19 protein-coding genes and 1 pseudogene are annotated in these 21211 nt (G+C 50.0%); 6 read left to right on the top strand and 14 right to left on the bottom strand.

Annotated features, from left to right (window positions below; all coding sequences use genetic code 11):
* Window positions 1–234 (bottom strand): annotated as a pseudogene (locus ABF86_RS08060) (IS481 family transposase); the annotation flags it as partial.
* Between the two features lie 125 nt (window positions 235–359).
* On the bottom strand, window positions 360–917 hold the full coding sequence (locus tag ABF86_RS08055) for a hypothetical protein (RefSeq protein ID WP_204987587.1): 558 nt from the start codon (window positions 915–917) through the stop codon (window positions 360–362).
* Between the two features lie 430 nt (window positions 918–1347).
* Between ABF86_RS08055 and ABF86_RS12580 the strand changes: the two genes are divergently transcribed.
* Window positions 1348–1485: a hypothetical protein gene (locus ABF86_RS12580; protein WP_204987586.1), complete on the top strand. Its 138-nt coding sequence runs from the start codon at window positions 1348–1350 to the stop codon at window positions 1483–1485.
* A gap of 247 nt (window positions 1486–1732) precedes the next feature.
* Here ABF86_RS12580 and mutL read toward each other — a convergent pair whose 3' ends face one another.
* Window positions 1733–3559: a DNA mismatch repair endonuclease MutL gene (gene mutL / locus ABF86_RS08050; protein WP_160803526.1), complete on the bottom strand. Its 1827-nt coding sequence runs from the start codon at window positions 3557–3559 to the stop codon at window positions 1733–1735.
* Window positions 3560–3728: 169 nt separating this feature from the next.
* On the opposite strand from mutL, the gene rpiA reads away from it, so the two are divergent.
* From rpiA to ppx, 3 genes are all read left to right on the top strand, one after another.
* Complete coding sequence (rpiA, locus tag ABF86_RS08045) at window positions 3729–4388, top strand: ribose-5-phosphate isomerase RpiA (protein ID WP_160803525.1); 660 nt, start codon at window positions 3729–3731, stop codon at window positions 4386–4388.
* Between the two features lie 205 nt (window positions 4389–4593).
* Window positions 4594–5301 carry a phosphate signaling complex protein PhoU gene (phoU, locus tag ABF86_RS08040; RefSeq protein ID WP_041353816.1) on the top strand — a complete coding sequence of 236 codons (708 nt, stop codon included), beginning with the start codon at window positions 4594–4596 and terminating at the stop codon, window positions 5299–5301.
* Between the two features lie 25 nt (window positions 5302–5326).
* The gene (gene ppx, locus ABF86_RS08035; RefSeq protein WP_160803524.1) at window positions 5327–6862 is read left to right on the top strand and encodes an exopolyphosphatase; all 1536 of its coding nucleotides are present in this window, start codon (window positions 5327–5329) and stop codon (window positions 6860–6862) included.
* A gap of 8 nt (window positions 6863–6870) precedes the next feature.
* Here ppx and ABF86_RS08030 read toward each other — a convergent pair whose 3' ends face one another.
* The 6 genes from ABF86_RS08030 to ABF86_RS08005 are packed head-to-tail and all read right to left on the bottom strand — an operon-like array spanning window position 6871 to window position 13769.
* Window positions 6871–7305 carry a type IV pilin protein gene (locus ABF86_RS08030; protein WP_193565720.1) on the bottom strand — a complete coding sequence of 145 codons (435 nt, stop codon included), beginning with the start codon at window positions 7303–7305 and terminating at the stop codon, window positions 6871–6873.
* Window positions 7306–7337: 32 nt separating this feature from the next.
* On the bottom strand, window positions 7338–10766 hold the full coding sequence (locus ABF86_RS08025; protein WP_240142273.1) for a PilC/PilY family type IV pilus protein: 3429 nt from the start codon (window positions 10764–10766) through the stop codon (window positions 7338–7340).
* A gap of 14 nt (window positions 10767–10780) precedes the next feature.
* Window positions 10781–11632 carry a PilX N-terminal domain-containing pilus assembly protein gene (locus ABF86_RS08020; protein WP_160803521.1) on the bottom strand — a complete coding sequence of 284 codons (852 nt, stop codon included), beginning with the start codon at window positions 11630–11632 and terminating at the stop codon, window positions 10781–10783.
* A gap of 25 nt (window positions 11633–11657) precedes the next feature.
* Entirely contained in the window at window positions 11658–12731 is a 1074-nt protein-coding gene (locus ABF86_RS08015) for a PilW family protein (protein WP_240142272.1), read from the bottom strand.
* An 8-nt stretch (window positions 12732–12739) separates the two neighbouring features.
* Window positions 12740–13234 carry a type IV pilus modification protein PilV gene (gene pilV / locus ABF86_RS08010; RefSeq protein WP_011634873.1) on the bottom strand — a complete coding sequence of 165 codons (495 nt, stop codon included), beginning with the start codon at window positions 13232–13234 and terminating at the stop codon, window positions 12740–12742.
* Window positions 13212–13769 (bottom strand): Tfp pilus assembly protein FimT/FimU, encoded by a 558-nt coding sequence (locus tag ABF86_RS08005; protein ID WP_160803520.1) that lies wholly within the window; start codon window positions 13767–13769, stop codon window positions 13212–13214. The genes pilV and ABF86_RS08005 overlap by 23 nt, the downstream gene beginning before the upstream one ends.
* A 258-nt stretch (window positions 13770–14027) precedes the next feature.
* Between ABF86_RS08005 and ABF86_RS08000 the strand changes: the two genes are divergently transcribed.
* Together ABF86_RS08000 and ABF86_RS07995 are read left to right on the top strand one after the other, a co-directional pair.
* Window positions 14028–14318 carry a nucleotidyltransferase family protein gene (locus tag ABF86_RS08000; RefSeq protein ID WP_074685545.1) on the top strand — a complete coding sequence of 97 codons (291 nt, stop codon included), beginning with the start codon at window positions 14028–14030 and terminating at the stop codon, window positions 14316–14318.
* Window positions 14315–14701, top strand: a complete 387-nt coding sequence (locus tag ABF86_RS07995) for a DUF86 domain-containing protein (RefSeq protein WP_074685547.1) — start codon at window positions 14315–14317, stop codon at window positions 14699–14701. The genes ABF86_RS08000 and ABF86_RS07995 overlap by 4 nt, the downstream gene beginning before the upstream one ends.
* Window positions 14702–14930: 229 nt before the next feature.
* Here the strand turns inward: ABF86_RS07995 and ABF86_RS07990 are convergent, their stop codons facing one another.
* From ABF86_RS07990 to ggt, 5 genes are all read right to left on the bottom strand, one after another.
* Window positions 14931–15506: a response regulator transcription factor gene (locus ABF86_RS07990; protein ID WP_345889565.1), complete on the bottom strand. Its 576-nt coding sequence runs from the start codon at window positions 15504–15506 to the stop codon at window positions 14931–14933.
* 108 nt (window positions 15507–15614) lie between these two features.
* On the bottom strand, window positions 15615–17111 hold the full coding sequence (locus tag ABF86_RS07985; protein ID WP_074685551.1) for a histidine kinase: 1497 nt from the start codon (window positions 17109–17111) through the stop codon (window positions 15615–15617).
* A 456-nt stretch (window positions 17112–17567) separates the two neighbouring features.
* On the bottom strand, window positions 17568–18404 hold the full coding sequence (locus ABF86_RS07980) for a hypothetical protein (RefSeq protein WP_204987585.1): 837 nt from the start codon (window positions 18402–18404) through the stop codon (window positions 17568–17570).
* Between the two features lie 170 nt (window positions 18405–18574).
* Window positions 18575–18985, bottom strand: a complete 411-nt coding sequence (locus ABF86_RS13095; RefSeq protein WP_074685555.1) for a pilin — start codon at window positions 18983–18985, stop codon at window positions 18575–18577.
* A 127-nt stretch (window positions 18986–19112) separates the two neighbouring features.
* Window positions 19113–20885 carry a gamma-glutamyltransferase gene (gene ggt, locus ABF86_RS07970; RefSeq protein WP_160803519.1) on the bottom strand — a complete coding sequence of 591 codons (1773 nt, stop codon included), beginning with the start codon at window positions 20883–20885 and terminating at the stop codon, window positions 19113–19115.
* Between the last annotated feature and the right edge of the window lie 326 nt (window positions 20886–21211).

Raw genomic sequence — 21211 nt, 5'->3', positions numbered from 1 at the left:
ATGTTTGCGAAACGCCACAACAGCGGCTTCTTCTTCCAGACTTAAAACAGTCGAGTGCGACTCTTTGGGGCCCATCGGTGCATCGTGGGTGAATTCCCGCTTCCGCCACTTCGCTACCGTTTTTGGATTAATCCCATGCCGCTTGGCCAGAACATTCAGACTCTCTTGACTATTTTGTATCGCTCGACGCACCGCCGCTGTCGTGCGGGCGCTTCCGTGTAATATCTGTCCCATAAATCATCCCTCCGTAGCTGGTTATATGTTACACCAGCACACCGTGGGACTAAACATCTAACACCTGAATTAAGCCGCGCCGCGAAGCGGCGTCGGCTTGAATGAATTGTTAGACCACTTCTGTTTTAATTATTGGATAGAGCAGATTTAACATCGGGGTCGCTGATGAATTTGTTGTACCCAGAAAGAATTGCGTCATTGATTGACGAAGAAAAGTCTGCAGCAGCGCCAAATTTTCCGGTCTTGATTGGGTCGGCTGTGAAAGTTTTATCAACGAGCTTATTTCCAGATGTCTTTTCAGTTATTACGTATCGAACGGAGTATGTCCAATCTACGCTATACCCAAGATCATCTGCTTTGAACTCAACTACGCTGCCAGACACCTCAACATTCCCGCTGCCAAGAATTATTCCGGTTTTTTCAAGCTCCAAGGCAGTTGCGCGTTGCACTATGTCGCCAATCTTTGAAGGGAGAAAGATTTTTCCGATAGCGGTATTCTGAACTTGATTGTCAGCCACTTTCCCGTCAAGGGCTGGCTGGTAAGAGAATGATCCTACAGTCGCTTCCCCGCCGAAGCGGACAAAATTCTGAGGCGTGTATGAGTTGACAGGTATTGTTCCGGCACACCCTGTGAGGAGCAGTGCGGCCAGCGCGCCAAGAAATGCAATTTTATGGGTTCTCACGAGTCTCTCCTAAGTGGTCTAACATTTAGTATGCACCGTAAGCGGTGCATACTTCTTTGTAAGTGGGTGTATAACAAAACGCATTATTCAGTAAGATTTTGAATTAAAAAAACTTCATGAATGAAATATCGCCATCTTTTGTTCTGGTTACGCCTTGCTCATTCGGTCAGCTTCGCGGTGGCTTGCTACCCTGATCAGGAGTCAATCAACTCCTTTGAAATTTCAAAAATGAGGTCAGGTATTCTGCTGCGTTTGAAGTTGATCTTAATCAACAAGTAAAGGAGGAATTATCTGTTTATTACGGTGGGGACGATGGTGGCTGATAGATCAATAACCAGAATCCTGATCCTGGATGACTCATTCATATTGAAGTGGTTGGCGTGTATGCCGGCTGTTCGGGGATTTCTGGCTGTCGATTACTATCCAGACGGTGTGTGATCTGACGGTGGTTGGCTGGATGAGCACAAGAATGAAAGCAAGACTGGCTTGTTGTGATGCATTGCAAATGGCTGTCTGGCAACGTCAACCACAAGTGGGCTTGTTACCCCCACCTTCGAGCGCGCTTTAAAAAAACCACACTCCCCACAGCAATCCAAGTTGGACGAGGCAGCGCGTGCCATTACTCGCCATCCTGAAAGATCCGCAAGGCATTCGAGTCGACAAGTCCGATTATCGAATCAGTTATGCATGCTGGCTTATCGTATTCTCGATGAGGATTGCCTGAAACTGCTGTCCTTTGGTCCATCCGCACGATAATTTTTATCGCGCTCTCAAGCAGCAAGATAAGCAAGCTTTTGGAAGTGATAGGCCCATGGCTATTTGCCGCGCATGAACATTTTATCCAGTTCAGCCAGGCTGATTTCAAACCAGGTAGGTCGGCCGTGATTGCATTGATCCGAGCGCTCGGTTACTTCCATTTTGCGCAGCAGTTCATTCATTTCAATCAGCGTTAATTGCCGGTTGGCGCGAACGGCACCGTGACAGGCCATGGTGGCCAATAATTCATTACGACGGGCGGCAAGCAGTTGAGCGGGATCGCCATTCCTGATTTCATCCAGCAGAGCACGTACCAGTTTTTCCGCATCAGCATGCTGCAACGTGGCGGGGACTGTGCGTATCACAAGCGTGGTAGTGGACAGCGTGCTCACTTCAAAACACAGTTGCTGCAAAAGCGCCTGATTTTCCTCCACTGTCGCGATGTCGAGGCTATCTGCGTGAAATGTAACCGGGATCAGCAATTGTTGTGCGGATAATACTTGTTGATCCAGTTGTGTCTTCAACTGCTCGTAGACAATGCGTTCGTGCGCGGCGTGCATGTCTACAATCACCAATCCTTTTTGGTTTTGCGCCAGGATATAGATGCCGCGAAGCTGCCCCAACGCAAAGCCCAGCGGGGGCATAGCCGAATTTTCATCGCTTTCCCCTTCCCCGGTTTGTCGGAGTTGATTCTGCATGGCAGTGGCGCCGGATTCTCCGCCGGATAGAACCTGATAAAAGTTAAAAGGCTGCGCCACCCTTTCTGATGACAGCCGTGCTTGCCTGGGGTAGTTCAACGTCGGCACAGCCGGTGTAAAACCGGTGCGCGTTGGATCAACAGATGCATCCTGCGTACCTGGCCACACGGCCCCAACAGGAGAGGAGGATGCTACACCCGAGCGGGGTAGAGCCAGCGCCTTGCTGACGCCATGGTAAATAAATTGGTGGATGGCCCGCGCTTCGCGAAAGCGGACTTCGGTTTTCGTCGGATGTACGTTGACATCCACCTGTTCAGGATCAATCGCCAGATACAGCACGAAAGCGGCATGACGATCAAGGTGCAGCACATCACGATAGGCTTCGCGCAGGGCATGGGTAACCAGCTTGTCGCGGATGAAGCGTCCGTTAACAAAAAAATACTGCATGTCGCGGGTGGCACGTGAATACGCGGGCAATGCCAGCATCCCCTGCAGGCCGATGCCGGCGGATTGTTCGTCCATCCAGGTAGCCGCTCCGGAAAATTCCTCGCCAAGCACGGCTCCGATGCGCTCTGCAGCCTCTGCCGCCTGCCAGTGGCTGCGCAGGTTTCCATTGTGCCGCAGCGTAAAGGTAATATCAGCGTGGGAAAGTGCCATCCGCCGAAAAACTTCTTCGCAGTGGGCAAACTCTGTAGCTTCTGTTTTAAGAAATTTGCGGCGGGCAGGCAGGTTGAAAAACAGATCCCGGACTTCAACCGTAGTGCCCGCCATGTGGGATGAAGGCTCCGGCGACATTAACCGTGTCCCCTCACTGCGGATTTCCCAGGCATGTTTGCCAGCGGGTTGATGACTGATGAGCGACAAATACGAAACTGACGCGATACTGGCCAGCCCTTCCCCCCGGAATCCCAGGCTGGTGATGCTGTGCAAATCCTCCTGGCTGGCAATTTTGCTGGTTGCGTGACGTGTGAGTGCAAGCGGCAGTTCTTCTGCGGGAATGCCGCTGCCGTTATCGGTCACACGGATCAGTTTCAATCCACCCTGTGCGATATTGACCGTAATTTCAGTCGCACCGGCATCGATGGAATTTTCCAGTAATTCTTTCAGCACTGAAGCCGGGCGTTCGATGACTTCTCCAGCTGCTATCTGACTGATTAATCCATCGGGAAGTAATTTGATCGCGCGCATTGAAAACCGGGGCTGGAATAGAATAAATATGCGGAAAAACTCACTGAATCGGTAATTATACTGTCACCAAGTTATGATACGCTTGCTGTCAAACAGGGGAAGGATGCGCAAGCGCTCTGAATCCTTCTCAATGAGAGCACTATTTCAAGAACCAATTATTAAAATCATCATGACACAAGACGAACAAAAACAGGCAGTGGCACAAGCAGCTCTGCAGTATGTGCAGGTAGGTGAAATCATCGGTATCGGAACAGGATCGACCACCAATCTTTTTATTGATGAACTGGCTAAAATCAAACACAAGATTGAAGGGGCCGTGGCAAGCTCCGAAGCAACCGCAGCCCGTCTGAAGCAACATGGCATTGAGGTTTTGAGCCTCAATTCTGTTGCTGACCTCCCGGTATATATTGATGGCGCAGATGAAATTACCCGGAACATGCACATGATCAAAGGTGGTGGCGGCGCACTGACACGTGAAAAAATCATTGCAGCCGTCGCTCGGAAGTTTATCTGTATTGCTGATCAAAGCAAGCTGGTTAAGGTATTGGGAAAATTTCCGCTCCCGGTGGAGGTGATTCCGATGGCACGCAGTTATGTCGCCCGGGAAATTGCATTACTGGGCGGACAACCAGCCTGGCGTCAGGATTTCATCACTGACAATGGCAATGTAATTCTCGACATACATAATCTAAATATCATGAATCCGGTTGAACTGGAAAGCACGCTCAACCAGATCACAGGGGTGGTGACCAACGGCCTGTTTGCCAGACGAGGCGCTGATGTACTGTTGATGGGTACTGATCAGGGCGTGGAAACCATTACGATCTAGGAACTTGTTCAATATCTCGCTGAAAGGCGCATTACGGCGTTGAAATTGAACTCAAAATGCTCACATACTTCAAGTATGCTCCGCTTTCTCGTTCAATTTTGCCTGGCACTGCATCCCTTGATCGAGACTTTGAACAGATTCCAGGGAACTGTCGAACTTAAGATGGGTTTCTTGAACGCGCAGGAGAAAAAAGATGGTAAATAACGTGATTAATAAAGAACATGTCTCAAAAAAATTTGATGCTGATCTCGAAGAAATCCGCACACGGGTATTACAGATGGGCGGATTTGTCGAGGAACAGATCAAGAACGCAGTGGAGGCATTGACTGACGGTAACGAGCACATGATTGAACAGATCATTGACAATGATCATCGCGTCAATGCCATGGAAATAAAGATCGATGAGCTCTGTTCCCAGGTTATCGTGCGCAGGCAGCCCACCGCTATTGATTTGCGCATGATCATGACCGTGATCAATACCATTACTGATCTGGAAAGAATTGGTGATGAAGCGACCAAGATCGCCCGTATGGCAAAGCTGATCTACGCTGCAGATCGCATGCACATGCCGCGCTTTGTTGAGATACGACATATTGCCGCCATTGCCATCGACATGTTGCGCAAGGCGCTTGATGCTTTTGCCCGGCTGGATCCAAACGCCTCCGCAGAAATCGTGCGCCAGGATGAACAGGTGGATGAGGAATTTCGCTCGATCATCCGCCATTTGATTACGTTCATGATGGAAGATCCTCGCAAAATCTCTACCGCGATCGAAATATTATTTGCCGCTAAGGCAGTCGAACGGATCGGTGATCATGCCAAAAACATGTCGGAATATATTGTCTACCTGGTTAAGGGGAAGGATGTCCGCCATGTATCGGCGGATGAAATTGAACGCGAAGTCAGTAAATAAACCGTTCAGAACCAGCCCCCGCATCATGCACGCATACTCAACGCTCGCTGCCGTTGATCTGGGTTCCAACAGTTTTCATCTGCAGATCGCCAGGGTAGAAGAAAAGCAACTCTACCTGCTGGATAATCTGAAAGAAATGGTACAGCTTGCAGCGGGATTATCCGAAGATCAGACGCTGGACGAGGCATCACAAAACCGCGCACTCGCCTGCCTGGAGCGGTTTGGCGAGCGTTTACGGGGACTGCCGTATCATGCCGTCAGAGTGGTGGGCACAAACTCGCTACGTGTTGCCAAAAATGCAGCAGGTTTTTTGCAAAAAGCTGAAAATGCACTGGGCTTTCCTATCGAAATCATTGCAGGCTACGAAGAAGCCCGGTTGATTTTTCTTGGCGTGGCGCACAGCCTGCCTCCTTCGGATGACGCTCTTCTCGTCGTCGATATTGGTGGTGGCTCCACCGAACTGATCATCGGCAGCCAACTGAAATCCAGCAAACTGGAAAGTCTTCCCATTGGTTGTATCAGCTACAGCCAGTATTTTTTTCCTGATGGGAAGCTCACCAAAGCCTCGCTGAAATATGCCGAGCTGGCCGCACGTTCCGAAATACAGGCCGCCACCGCTGAATTCTCCTCATCATACTGGCAAAAAGCCTATGGCTCTTCCGGCACCGCGCGCGCACTGGCACACATCCTCGCAATAAACGGCTATAACGACAGCGATGATGCAGAAATCATCACACTCGCAGGGTTGGAAAAACTGCGTGAATTCCTGCTTAAAACAGGTGATCTCAGAAAGCTGGCAATTCCAGGCTTAAACCCCAGCCGCAGAATAATTATTGCAGGTGGATTTGCCATCATGAGCGCTATTTTTACAGAGCTGAAGATCAAGCGTATGGAAATTGCCAGCGGCGCACTGCGCCAGGGCGTACTCTACGACATGCTGGGGCGCTTTCACAAAGAAGATATGCGTGAAGTCTCCGTACAGGAATTCATGCAGCGCTACCGGGTGGATTTGCAGCAGGCAACCCGGATTGAATCACTTGCGATTTTGCTTGGCAAACAACTCCTGGCGGATTACCCCGATCAGGAAAAAGCTGAGAATGCACTGAAATTGCTTTCCTGGGCAGCGCGTTTACATGAAATCGGCATTTCGGTGGCCCATACCGGCTACCACAAACATTCTGCTTATATTCTCGATAACGCCGATATGCCTGGCTTTTCCAGAATGGAGCAATCCCAGTTAGGTCAGCTGGTGCTATCGCACCATGGCTCGCTTGCCAAAACCGGGGATTTTCTTAGCCACCCTATCAACCTTGCGCGTTCGGTCGCCTTGCGTATCGCTACAATTTTTTACCGCAGCCGCACCCAGGTTGATTTGCCAGCCTTGATGCTATCCATGAGTGGAAGACGTTGCACATTACGCATTCCGCAAACCTGGCTGGAACGCTATCCGCTGACCGATACGCTACTGAATAATGAAATCAAGACCTGGGCAAAAGTTGATGTTGACCTGCGTATTGAAAACCTGACTGAACATCATCGCACCCGATCGGGTGCAGCCTGATAGCTTATTTACTGCCAGCATTTGGCAATAGCTTCTGCTCCTGTCACTCCGCCTGCTCCTCGCACACCTGTATGAGTCAACGACAAGGTACCGCAGGTATCACTTGCCATAGAACCTGTCGGCACCGCCTCCAGCGTATAACTATTTTGTGTTGGAGTACCTTCTGCAAACCGGATGATATATTTTGCCGTACCCGTTCGGGGTGATTGCGTCACCGGCAATGCAAAATCGCCTCCCGCGCCAGTCTGATCATAACGATTAGCTTCAGTGTAATTGCGTTCCAGCAATTGTGCCATTTCCAACAGAATACCGCTGGCCTCCACCCGATTACCCCGCCGTACATGCTCCTGGTAGGAAGGATAGGCAATCGCTGCCAGAATGCCGATAATAGCCACCACGATCATCGTCTCGATCAACGTAAAGCCGTGATTTTTCGTATACATCCGAGCCAGGCTCATTTAACTGATCCTCCTGTTTACTGTATCTGTTTCCAGGATCGGCGCGGCGGCGGAGCGCCGTTGCTGATCGTCACTTTCTCCACTGCCCCCGTGGTAGTTGCCGCGATCAGATGCGTCAAGCTACCGGCACTGATAGCAACCGATTCACTACGAATTCCATCTGAGCCTACAGCAGCAATGATTCGATCGCTACCGTCCAGCTTGCCATCCCCATTAGTATCAAACTGCGGCGGAGACATCATTCCCCCATTTTCAGCATTGAGTAATACCAACCAGTTACGCCCGCCCGCTTCGCATGGATCGATGGAAGGAATCAGCGTGGTAAAAATAATCCGCCTGAAATTCAGCATCGGCATAACGACCGAACGCTCGCCCTGTTGCGTTCCTTCCGGAGGTTGCAGCAGATCGATATACCAGCCACGCTTGGCTGACCAGTCTATTCCATTATCGGATATGGTACGTTCAAAAGGAGGAACAACGGTTTCCGTCAGGATGGTTTGCGGCTGTAATACACTGCGATCTGTTTCTGAAATCCAGCTACTGTTATCCCAGATACCGTAGAGACTTTGCACTTTTTTATCGGTGGCGTCACCGGAGGCGATGAACTGGCCGGTGCCAAAGAAAATCATATACCCTCCCTGTTTGTGGTAGCCCACTTCCAAAGGAGAAGTAATTGGTTGTACCTGATTGCTGGTATTCCTGGCCGTAAACAAGGGTACACCAACGCTGCCAGATTTATACGCCACATCCCACTGTGCCGAGCTATTTTTTGACAAATCAAATTTCCAGACATTGCCCTGCAGATCCCCTGCGTAAACAACATCAATGATCTTGTCGTTATTGGTATCCACCAGTGCCGGGCTGGAAAGGCCATTATTTGTACTGTTATTGGTTGGAATTTTTTTGATCAGTGCCCCTGTTTGTAGATCAACAATCAGCAAGTACGCCTTATCACTGGTACTGTTGTAACCGTTACTGATGATTGCCGCCCAGGAACCATCATTCAATCGTGCAATTTTTGCCTGACCGTGAACGAAACCCAGATCCACATCGGTAAATTCCCACATCACATCTGATGCAGAGAAATTGGCTGGATCGGTAATATTCAACGCAAATATACTTTTACCGCCCCCTCCCAGCGTTCCCAGCAATACTGTTTTCCAGGCGGGTGTTGCACCAATGTAGGCATCTCCGACATAGGTGTTGCCATCAACAAAATAGCGATGCACATAACCGGAATCAGTCAATTTACTTAATTGAGGATAAACAGCAGCGGGAATGTAAGCGAACAGCTCTTTGCCGGTTTCAGCACTGAAAGCATGCAGCATGCCATCATTCGCCCCGGTATAAACCATTGGAATACGACTGTTGTTCGACTGCACATAGGCATAATAGGACGCCTTCCCTGGCGTTCCGTCCAGGAATGCGTCGTAACCAAAATCCAGAGTCTTGACGAACAATAGATCGGAATTGACGATATCGCCCAGTACGCCGTTGTTACGTTTGCGAAATGTGCCGCCCTGCCCAACTTCTGTTGTTTGATCCCCACGCAACCAGGCTAATCGTTGCAATCCCTGACCATCATTGACTCCATTTGTATTTGTATCCAATGCAGCTTGCTGTGCTGCTGAAAATGAAGAAGAATTAGCAGCAGTAAACGCCAGACCGGCAGTACCGTTATGGGTAAAAATCTTGCGACTGGCATGTTCCGGCAATTGTTCAGAAGCCTCCCATTGCAGCAGTCCCAGTGAGGCATCAGCTTCCAGATTAAACGCCAGCAGTTGCCCGCTCCAGTCAGCACTGTTGAACTTTGCCTGATAAATCTGTGCGCCAGTATTAAGCCGGCTGGTATTGGTCGTTACTGCAGCGGCTGAACTGACCCGAGCGGTAATATTGGTCAGCGCATTCGTCAATCCAGCGGCAAAAGCGGCTGGATCCTGCGCGCTGAAAAATTCCCCACGGCTATTGACCGCTGCATGCCGGAGATCGTCGATCTTATAAGCATCAGCATCCGTTGGATCCGGCCAGGCTGCTGGCCCACCGGAGCTACCTGGTAACAAATCACCTAACGTACCCTCAACTCCCAGTCCGACAGTGAAATTGACCATATGCTGCCAGAATGCTGGATCATTGGCATTAGTCGGTACCTTGTTATCCAGATCAGTACGCAAATCGGTTTTCCAGTAATGCATCGCCACATCGGCCAAGGTATTACTAAAGCCATCCTTGTACGGCAGTGCCGGTTTGTACTGATAAGTGGCTGGTGATGTATTGGGAAAATGATTAGTGAGTTTGCTGCCGTCCGTATTATCCGCATTGCCTATTTCGGAAGGATTGGGTCCGTTCCAGAAACCATCTGTCATCAGGACATGATAATTCTGTCGGCAAACCGGCTGACTACCACCGCTCTGCCCCGGCGTAGTGCTCCATGGCCCTTTATCGTCGGCGCGCTTCAGATATTCACCGACACTCTGCATTGCTCTACGCAATGGTGTATTAGCAGCTGGAATAATATGGTTATACAGACTGTTGAAGAAATCCTCACGCTCCTGTCCAGCAAACTGCCTGACTCCGGTGATCAGTGTGCTCGTCGATATTCCATCAATCTTATTACTACTGCTGCTACCTTTATTGATCGCACCGAAAGCCACACGCATGCTGTTGCCCTGTGCCGCGAAAGCTCGGCCGACACCGGCACGCGCCAGTAAAATCCGGGAACGGTAATAGGTGTACCAGTTAGCAAAATTCTGGATTTCTTCAGCATAGATACACGCCGATGAATCAGCACAATCAGTCCGATTTTCCCCTCCATTAAAAGGGGCATTTTCCGGCTTGATTTCAACCAGAGCGTAGCTACTGGCTGAGTTGTAATTCCCACTTCCTTTGTAGCGAAAATAGACAGCCGGATAAAAAGTTTGAGATTCTGTATCTGTCAAAGAACCATTATCTTTGAGCCAGGCCGCACTCTGTGTATTGTCCACGGTTAGGTTACGGCAACCCGCAGCAGTATTGAACGGGTTATGCGGGGCACAAGTGATGCTTGCGTTATCCATCAACGACCCATCAGCCTTGCTCCAAGGCAGATAGCGCACGGTCGGGTCGTAGTAGATTTTATTGACATGGCTGGAACGCAGGGAAGCTGTATATTTATTATTCAGATCAAAGCCGACTACGTAATTACTGTAACTGTCACCCCCATAAGTACTGCTTACTCTGGGGTAAACAAAGCGCACGCTTGATTTAATCAGGCTATCCGGCATGATTTCAAACTGCATGGAACCGGAATCATCCAGTGTAAAAATAACATTGGGATCCACTGCAGTGGTCAAAAATAACGGTACATCAGATAGTGGCAATGTTGCTCCCGCACTCTCGGCCCGAATCAGCATGCAAAGGAAGCACGCCATGAACATCCAGGCTCTTATCATGCTATGAACAGTTTTCATCATCAATTCCTTTTCTACCGCCGATAAGTGCTTTGTAACAAAACGATAGCTGTCTCTGTACCCCCTGTTCCACGCGCCACGATGCGAAACATATTTGCATTAAGCGATGCACCGGATTGCTGCGCACTCCCTCCGTCCCCCATCTGTGGAACACTGGGAAGCTGCTCGATAAAATAGCGCGACTGGTTGGCCACACCATCCATGGTGACATCAATCTCTCTACTGTCATCAGCATCCCAAGCCATTCCAGTGACAGGATCTGGTGTTGGTGAGCATGAATGGGGTTCATCTACCTCTTCGCCCTCTGTATCAGGATTTGGCGCTGAAGAGCAGGCGTGGTGATACAACCCGTTTGAGCCATTAAATTCCGGAATAGTGATCTGTTCAAGAAACCGTTCTCCCGATCGCAGCGCCGCTTCTGCCGCCTGGAAAGCCAGTGTTTCATCACGCAGATTGCCTGCCATTTTTTCTTCCAGAATCGTACTCTGCAGAGCAGTTGTGCCGAGTAATGTCAGAACCACCAGAAAAATCAATCCGGTTATCAATACAGCGCCCCGCTGCGTGGAAGCAACATTTATTCTGTCATTGCGACCACCAAGCGATGGCGCAGGAAGTAATCCAGATAACCAGGCGCCAAGGTGCTGGAGCATTCCGCTGTTGCGTAACTCGTGATGCCGGCAGATTCTGGCGCGTGGTGTGATCACAGAAGGTTCTGGCACTGCTTGCGATGATCCACCTGAATGATTGTGAAGAAACCGGATTCTAACCGTGAACGAAACGTGACGAACCACCGGTGAAGCAACTTGCCGGGGTTTAAAAAACTGATCTTTATTGTTGCCGGAATCTGCCGAGAAATCCGCATCCATGTTTTCTACTCTCCAGGAAGAATCATCAGGGAGCGCGGTTGCGCAACGAGATTACAGTGGAAAATACCTGTCGCAACCGCCGGTCAGTCGGTGTTACGGTCTCACCGTTAAAGGTATAAGTCTGTGGCTGGGTGGCAATATTATTTTCCACGGATCGCACCAGCAGATCGATGCGTACACTGACAACATTCTCCCAATCTGCCACCAGATCCGCTGTGCGATAAATGTCCACAGCCCTGTCCCCGTTGGTATCTTCACCGTATTGAATTTGCATATTTTCAATGCCCTCAACCAGTTCATCGGCATCATCCTTCCCTTTTTTCCAATACAGAGCAGGGATTTTTCCTGGATTATTCCGAATGTAATAAGCCCTGGTGCTAATTCGTACTATTTCTCCGTTGAGAAATATTTCACCCATCTCTTTTTCATTTCCTGGCTCTACACTGCTACCACCTGTAGCATGCTCCAAAAACTTTTTATCAGATATATTATTAATACCGGTCACCTGAAAAATGGCAGTGTTTCGACAATTACTTACCAGTACTATAAAAGGCGATTTAGGATTCGATTTATCAAAATAATTTTGTAGTTCTTTTCCAAAATCACTACCTAATTCAACTCCTGGATCGGCCGACTCAGATGCATGGGAAATTACTCTGGCGTAACTACCCTCTACTCCTCTTACCACAATGACATCTCGCCCTACATCTCCTCCCTTCAATGGAGAAGTTACTTCAGACGGTAAAGCAGGTGTCCAGCCGCTTGCGTTGGTTGCTTCGAATCCCTCCAGAGGCCGATCAAATCTCCACAAAAAATCATTTTTATTATTAAGTACATTGGTTATAGCAACAACATCACCCACACAGCCGCGATATCCCGCCATACGAATATCGCGAGACAAAAGCTGGAAGGCATAGCGCGCGTTTTCCTGCATACGCGCCATTGCTTCGTTAACACGGTAAGTCTGCTGGCTGGCAGTCAGCACGGTGATCACACCACCGAGCAGCACCAACCCGATGGTCATGGCCACCATCATTTCTACCAGTGTCAGGCCATGCTGACTTCGACTGAATGCCTGATTTGCCCGCATACTTTTCATGTCACCTGTTACAGCCGGGTAGTCATGACAAATTGCTGCGCGGCCAATGCACCACGGCTGTCATCCCACTGAATGGTGATGGTCACTTTATTGTCAGCATCCACATTAACAGCGCCGGTACCATCCGGCAGACGCAGAGCAAGCTCTTCCAACCAGGGTTTAACATCCCCGGGAATCCCGGCTTCTGTCTGCGTTTCCTCCTCCGTCTCCTCCTCCGTTTCATCCTCTGAAGCAGTATCTTCCGAGATCGCATGGTTGTAGCTACCTTCTCCCGCTGCAACCCGGTTTGCCCGCATACTGTCCAGAATGCCGTATGCCATCATGGTGGCAGTTGAACGGAAACCAGCACTCTGGTTATTCTTCAATCCGGCGGTTTGCAGCCCTGCCAGCCCAAGCAGTCCAATCGAAAGAACAATGATGGCCACCAGCACTTCGATCATGCCGGCACCAGCTTGAGCATGCACAGAAGAAGAATTCTGCTTAGCCATCATTTTTACTCTCATCGAGAAACTCCTTGTTTGACGGACATCCCGCTTTTTCTACTCTTGCCCGACCAGAAACATTAATCACAATTTTGCGTGCATCATTCTGATTACATAAGGTAAATGTTCCATTTGGCAGATTGTTATTACCTTGACTACGCCCATTACGCAAATATGAAATTCTGCTACTAAAATTACCCCCACCTTTCAATGAGCTTCCATTCAATTTTGGGAAGACTCTCAATATTTCATCGTCACTATCGACAGCACCAGCCATACCCGCATCGCTAAAAACCAGCCAGCCATCCTGCCAGCTACCGTCATTACAAGTTGCACCATCCGGGCTTTTGCAGATGGTGATTCTCCCTCCCCGCTTCACTGCTTCAGAACGGGCATAGTGCAGCGCAGTCATCAGTTCATTGGCTTGTGCGGTCAAGCGCGATTCCCGCATCAGGGATTGGTAGCCTGGAACAGCCACGGCAAGCAGGATGGAGGCAATACTGATAGTGATCATCAGCTCAACCATGGTAAAACCCTTGCTGATAGATACAGTCATTTCATTGTTTCCATAGATAAAACTGTTTTGTGATCCTGACCGGATTAGTGCCCCAGTGAAAAAATGAACCCGATCGCTGTATTTCTTCCGGTTACATTGCGGATCAACGGCTATTACCTATGGAAACTTTAGGGCAACTTCTAAAAAACCCAGCCACACAGAATGAAGCGCAAGGCATTGCGATTCTTGAAAATAGTTCTTAAAATTCCATTCTTGATTGCATATCATCTCAACGAGTTTCAATAAGGAAGGATACCCATGCGCCCGTCTGTTGTGCTTGACATGAAGCGAAGTGCGGTGCGCGAAGTGGTGAGCCGCTTTCGCACGGCGAACCCACGCGTTTTTGGCTCAGTGTTGCATGGTACCGACCGGGATGGCAGCGACATCGATCTGCTGGTGGATACGCTACCTGGTGCGACGCTGTTCGACCTGGGCGGCCTACAGATCGAGCTGGAATCGCTGCTCGGCCTCCATGTCGATCTGCGGACACCCGGAGACCTGCCGCCGAAGTTCCGAGCCAAGGTGCTCGCAGAGGCGCAACCGGTATGAGCGATAACCGCCTGCCCGACTACCTGGACCACATGCAGCAGGCCGCTACCGATGCCTGCAGTTTCGTAGAAGGTTTGACCAAAGAGGATTTCCTTGAGGACAAGCGAACCCAACAAGCCGTCATCATGAGTCTCATCATCATCGGCGAGGCTGTCACGAAAGTGATAGATAACTATGCTGAGTTCGCTCAGGCACACGGACAAGTGCCGTGGCGCAATATGCGTGGCATGCGCAACCGCATCGCCCACGGCTACTTCGACATCAACCTTGATGTGGTGTGGAACACCGTGCAGACAGCACTGCCGGAGTTGCTCAAGCAACTGCCCGCCGTGCGCCAGGATGCCAACAATGAAGACCGCAACGATGAAGAAATGGAGCCATGAGCAACAACAAGCCGTTGATATGTTCGGCCCATCTGTCCCCTGCGCGGTGTCCCGCCCAAGAACGTGGTGTGTCCATTCCGACATCACTGCTGCTGGAAGTTTTGTGCTTGAAGTGACAGCCGATTAATAGCGGATTTATTTGGAATACAGCTCAATCATGTAATCTTGTTTTACTGCAAGCTGTATAAGGTGATTGCAATCACCAGGCTCAAAGAGCGCAGGAAAGGGGTCAATCGACCAGGTGATGCATGATGGCGTAGCGGATTAATTCGCTGTTGTTGGTAAGCTTCAGTTTTTCCAATAACCTGGCACGATAAACACTGACAGTTTTCGGGCTCAGACATATTTCTTCTGAAATTTCGGAAAGCCCTTTGCCGGAAGCAATCAGGCACAACGTCTGAAATTCCCGGTCGGATAATGAAGCGTGCAGCGGCCGATCTGTATTCGAGGTAATTGCGTTTGCCAGCTCCATTGCCAGCGCGGGGGTAATGAATTTCTGGCCGGATGCAACCTGACGAATCGCGGTAACCAGTTGCGCCGGCGCACTCTGCTTGTTCAGATAACCAGCCGCCCCCGCCTTGAGGGCACGGATCGCAAACTCGCTTTCATTGTGCATGCTCAGCATCAGCACTGCCAGATTCGACCGTTCCTTCTTGATTTGCTTGAGCACATCCAGCCCGTTCCGATCTGGCAATGAAATATCCAGCAACATCACATCAAAATCCTGTTGACGCACAACCTTCATCGCCTGGAAACCGCTTTCCGCTTCCCCGGTTACGCTGATGTCACCGGTCTCGCTCAGAATCTGCTTGAGCCCCTAGCGCACAATTGCATGATCATCAGTGATCATCACCTTGATCATGATTACATCCTCACCCTATCAGCTGACATTCCTTGTCTCATGTTTCATCCCTCAATCCGGCCACTCATCCTGATAAGACGATGAAGACTGCCCATTCACCGGAATCCAGATCATCACCCCCGTACCCGTCTGGGGTTCACCCTGAATATGAAACCGCCCGCCAAGCTGTTGGCAGCGCTCGCGCATACTACGTATGCCGAACGAATTTACCTTCTCCATATCCGGGTACGTAATGCCGCAGCCATTGTCTGCCACTTCCAGATACACTTCGCCACTCGCTTCGGACAATTTCACCCGCACTTCCGATGCATCCGCATGCTTGGCGATGTTGGTCAGCGCTTCCTGAAAAACCCGAAAAATCGCCACGGCCAGATCTCCATCCAGTGAAATTTCCTCATCATCACACACCACAGCACAAGCAATCCCGGTACGCTGATTAAATTCACGGGCCTGCCATTGCACCGCTGCTACAATTCCGCAATCAAGCACACCTGGTCGCAAATCGAGCGCGATCCGGCGCGTGCTGTCAATCACCATATCCACCAGCGATTCCACCGCTGCGGCCTTGTTGCGATAAAACTCCGGCGCACGGCTGGAGTTATCCAGGCAAGGCACCAATTCACATTTGATCGCCGTCAGAGTCCCACCAATATCATCATGAATCTCGCGGGCAATCCGTGTGCGCTCCTGCTCTTTTGCTTTTTGCGAATATGCCGAAAGCTCTTCCAATTGCGCACGCGATCGGGCAATTTCCAGTTCGATCTGTTTATTACGCGTAATATTCAGCATAATTCCATCCCACAACACGGCACCACGCGGCGTCCGGCGCGGTGTAGCTCGCAGGCTGATCCATTTCACATCAGCATCTCCCCGCGCCTGAATACGTCCCTCCCAATTCCACGCCGAAAGCTGTTTGCACGAGTTCTGTAACGATTGATCGTAGTCCGCCGTATCCTCCGTCAGAATCAAGCCAGCAAATGCATACGGATTTTTCTGCAGGTAATCGGGAGAAAGCCCGAGCAATGTTCTGGAACTCTCGCTGACGTACGGAAAGAAAACGCCGCCATCCGATTCCAGTACAAACTGGAACACCAGCCCCGGCAGATTGGAAGCAATCGCACGAAAACGGGCTTCGCTTCTTTCCAGTGCGGATTGCGCCTCGCACAAATCTTGCAAATGTTCAATATGCCGCTGGCAACCCCGGATGGCTGCCATCAGCCGTATCGAGTCCGATTTCAGCAATACATCCTGTACTCCCGCAGCAAATAAACATGCTGTGGCCTGCTCATCCTGCCGGGAAACCAGCACAATTACCGGAATATCCAGCCCCAGTTCCGTCAATGAATCCAGTACCGGCACCACGCCCAAATCCGGATGATCACCCGCCAGCACCAGATCCCACTCCTGTTGCTGCAATACCTCCGGCAGCGCATCTGTCGTCACACAATGCACCTGGGCTGACAGGCCGCCCTGCTCCAGCAAACCACGTACCTGCTCACCCTCCGCTGCCGTAGGCTCAACCATCAGAATTGCAAGTGTCCGCACCATCAACCTTATTCAACTCCCCATACACCCAACTAACTGGCAACCAACCAGATAATGCCATAATGACATACAGATGTAGCTACTGTTAATCTTTTAACATTAAAAACATAAGCTTATACCTGTAATCAGAATAATATATTGGTGAAGTGTAACAGAGTGAGCGAAATGAAGCGGGCCAGGCAAATACCACAAGTGATATTTGATGAAATTCAGAATTTACAGGAGGTACACAACATGCTTTCAGAATGTACCAAAGACTGAAAACAGCAAGGAATAGAAGAAAAGCAGCAGGAAGAAGGTAAGAACGGGGTTTGTTACTGCATCAGCTGGTGCAGCGCTCTGATACGCTGGGACGTTAGGTAAAATGCATCCTGATGGCACGGATTATCAAAGGGCCACCTCGAAAATTCCGTTTCTAAAAAATTGACTGTAAAATCAATTTTTTATATATAGATCTTTTCAGAATTTATAGGTTTTTCGAGGTGCCCAACGGCGTCCAATCGGCCCGATACAAGCAAATACTACCGTTGCACACGCCAAACCAAGCCAGGTGCCGCGCGCCCCCGATACAATTGCTGTTGTCCATATCAGCACGATCAATACGCCCGCCACCAGCGCATAGCGGCGCAGATTTCCCTCAACCAGCAATGGAGCTGCCAGCAACGGCAATGCCAGCGTCAAAAACTGGCCAAAGAAACGGGGATTGGAGAAACCATCCACCAGCAGCCATGCATCCAGTATGCCTTCTCCATTCGTGATAGCGGCCAGATAGGATACGTCAAAGCGTGCCACCAGCCTGGCGCAGATAAAGAACAACGTTGCCAGCAGTACGCGATCTACCGTGTGGCCCCCAGCATTTTGTATGCCATATAAGCGCCGCACGGAGGCCACCAACCAGCTCAAACCCAGGCAAGCCACACCCAGCGCCAGCTCGGTAAACGCCCAGAGTGGTTGGTGCGCCAGGTATGCAAAAACACCGGCAGCGACTATCACCAACACAAACAGACGATGATTCATGTGACTCAATAGCAGTGGTGTGCGCAATCTACCAAGGCCAAAAATCAGTAACGCAGCAATCACAGCCATTGCCAATGTTAATATTTGCCCAATACGCTGCTGATCATGCCAGTGCGTATTCTCCAACCAGACTACCAATGGCAGAGTTGATACCAGTACCAACGCAGCGATCATCAGCAGATTCGCGACCCGATGTGACCAGACAATACGATTTTTCTGGCCTGGTGTGGTTGCGCACAGCAATGAATGGAGCAAGAGATCGGATTGACCCTCAGCCATAGCTTTGTCCATGATAATAAATACCTTGTTAGGAAAATAAGGGGAAAGTAGTGCTTTTAGCCCGCCCGTCAAAAAAAGATCATCATCTGCATACCACCAGAAACAGAAAACCCTGCCAAAGCAGGGTTTTCATAGAATCAAATTAGAAGATTTGATTAGGAGCCAGTACTTTACTTGCAAGTCTTAGGTAGGTATTTATCTTCATCTGTTCCAATATCAGACTTGCATGACCACACACCAGCATCTGTACGACTTAAAGTAATTGTTTTGCCATTCACTTTAGCAGGTGCATTTTCTAATTTACATTCAACATCACCAACGCCAGCGGTAATATCAGTTTTTATCACACAGTTACCGGTTGTTTTATTGAAGGCAACAATAGTAGTTCCAATATCTCCCCCACCATTTACTATATCTTCAATACCTGATTTCAAAGATGAAATTTCAGCAAGACCGGCCGTTACCTTGGCTTTAGCTTGATAATCCGAGTAAGCCGGGATCGCCACGGCCGCCAAGATGCCGATGATCGCGACGACGATCATCAATTCGATCAAAGTAAAACCTTGTTGATTGTGTTGCATGGTTGGGTTCTCCATTTGTTAACAAATAAAATAGAATTCGCTGGTTACAGCTTGGTGCGCTGATGAATACCGCTGGGGAGTATAACGGCGATCGTTTTTTTGGCTTTAGAAAAATTTCGACGGCCCCTCAAAACCCCACGGTTGCTCCATCTGGATTGCGCGGGTCGGAATAGCCCCAAAGTTCATCACCGTGCAGCTGGATAGTCTGGGTACGGCCCATGGTGGGCTTGATAACAATGCGATGCCCTTTTTCCTGTAAAAGACGCAAGGTATCAGGCGAAATCCCTTTTTCCAGTCGCAGTTCGTCCGGTGTCCACTGATGGTGGAAGCGTGCAGCTGAGGCTGCTTCAGCAGGATTCATGGCAAAGTCGATACCGTTTACGATTTGCTGCAACACCGTGGTAATAATGCGTGGCCCGCCGGGGCTGCCAGTCACCAACCAGGGTTTGCCCGCCTTGAAAACAAACGCAGGCGTCATGGATGAAAGCGGGCGTTTGCCTGCGGCAACCGCATTGGCCTCGCCGCCGATGACGCCGTACACGTTGGGCATCCCTGGTTTGATTGAAAAATCATCCATTTCATTATTGAGCACGATGCCCGTGCCGGGTGCGACAATACCGCTGCCAAAATTGGTGTTGAGCGTATAAGTGACGGCAACCATATTGCCGGCTGAATCCATCACCGAAAAGTGCGTAGTCTGATTGCTTTCATGGAATTGCGGCTGGCCGGGTTTGATGGCCTCTGCGACACGAGCGTGATCCGGATCAATGTGTGATACCAGCGCCTCAGCATAAGCTTTGCTGATCAGGCCAGTGAGCGGGACGTTGACAAAATCCGGATCTCCCAGATATTCAGATCGATCAGCATAAGCCAGCTTCATGGCTTCCGTCATATGATGAATCGTTCGTGCACTGTTGTGCCCCCACTCCCTGAGCGGCCAATATTCCAGCATATTAAGCATCTGTACCAGATGCACACCGCCTGAAGAAGGCGGCGGCATGGTAACGATCTCATAACCGCGATAGGTGCCACGTACCGGCTCGCGCTCAGTTATCCGGTAATTTTTCAGATCTTCCATTGTCATCGGGCTGCCGTTTCTGGCCATATCCGCAGCAATCCTGTGCGCAATCTCTCCTGCATAAAACGCCCTGGCGCCATCGCGTGCAATTAAACGCAGCGAATTGGCCAGATCTTGCTGTACCAGCTTGTCACCCGTTTTCAACGGCATATCATTTTTCCAGAAGATTGCCCGGGTGGCTGGCCACTTCCCCATGTTGCCCGCTGAATACTGCAACCCTTTAGCGAGCGTTTTGCTGACTGGATAACCTTCTTCCGCCAGTGTGATCGCCGGTTGCATCACTTTTGCCAGCGGCATGGAGCCCCAGCGTTGCAATGCGTGGATCATTCCGGCAACCGTACCTGGAACCCCCACCGCTGCGTGACTGAAAAGTGATTTTTTATTTATGACATTCCCGGCTGTATCCAGATACATATCACGGCTGGCAGCTGCCGGAGCAGTTTCACGAAAATCCAGCGCGGTTGATCGCCCGGTTTGGGCGTCATGAACCAGCATGAATCCCCCGCCGCCAATATTGCCCGCATTGGGTAACGTTACCGCCAGACCAAAGCCAATCGCCACGGCGGCATCAATCGCATTGCCACCCGCTTTGAGAATGTCCACCCCGATTCTGGAAGCCAGTTTTTGCTCGGTGGCCACCATGCCATGCCGCGCCACGACAGGATGGAATATATCCATATCCCAGTCGTAGATTATTGCGGCTGCGGTAGTTTGTGATACAGACGGGGGGGGCGTTAGCGGAACGGTTGGAATCGTGCTGCATGCCGTCAGCAGAATCAGGGAAATATTGCTTAACAGCAAGAAGAGGTTGCGAATGAGCAAATGGATACTCCTTTTTTAATCCCATGCTGCTCAATGCAGCCGGCAATCCACGCAATGGGATGGCGGGTAGTGGTTAGGATAGACAGCATGCTCTCCCACGAGAAAGCACGCTGCCCGGTAATTCACAATTGTTTGGCTAAGTTGCAGATTTTATAATTTCACAACATGCGTCAAGGAATCTCTAAAAAATGTTAGCGAAGAAACTAGCACAAGGCAAAATTGAATGAGAAAGCGGAGCATACTTGAAGTATGTGAGCATTTTGAGTTCAATTTCAACACCGCAATGCGCCCTTCAGTGAGATATTGAACAGGTTCTAAGTGTTTAG

It is taken from the genome of Nitrosomonas sp. GH22, assembly GCF_009833115.1.
In the GTDB taxonomy this organism is placed as follows: Bacteria; Pseudomonadota; Gammaproteobacteria; order Burkholderiales; family Nitrosomonadaceae; genus Nitrosomonas; species Nitrosomonas eutropha.
Note: the sequence above shows the minus strand (reverse complement) of the source record. Positions and strands in the feature narration are given on the sequence as shown.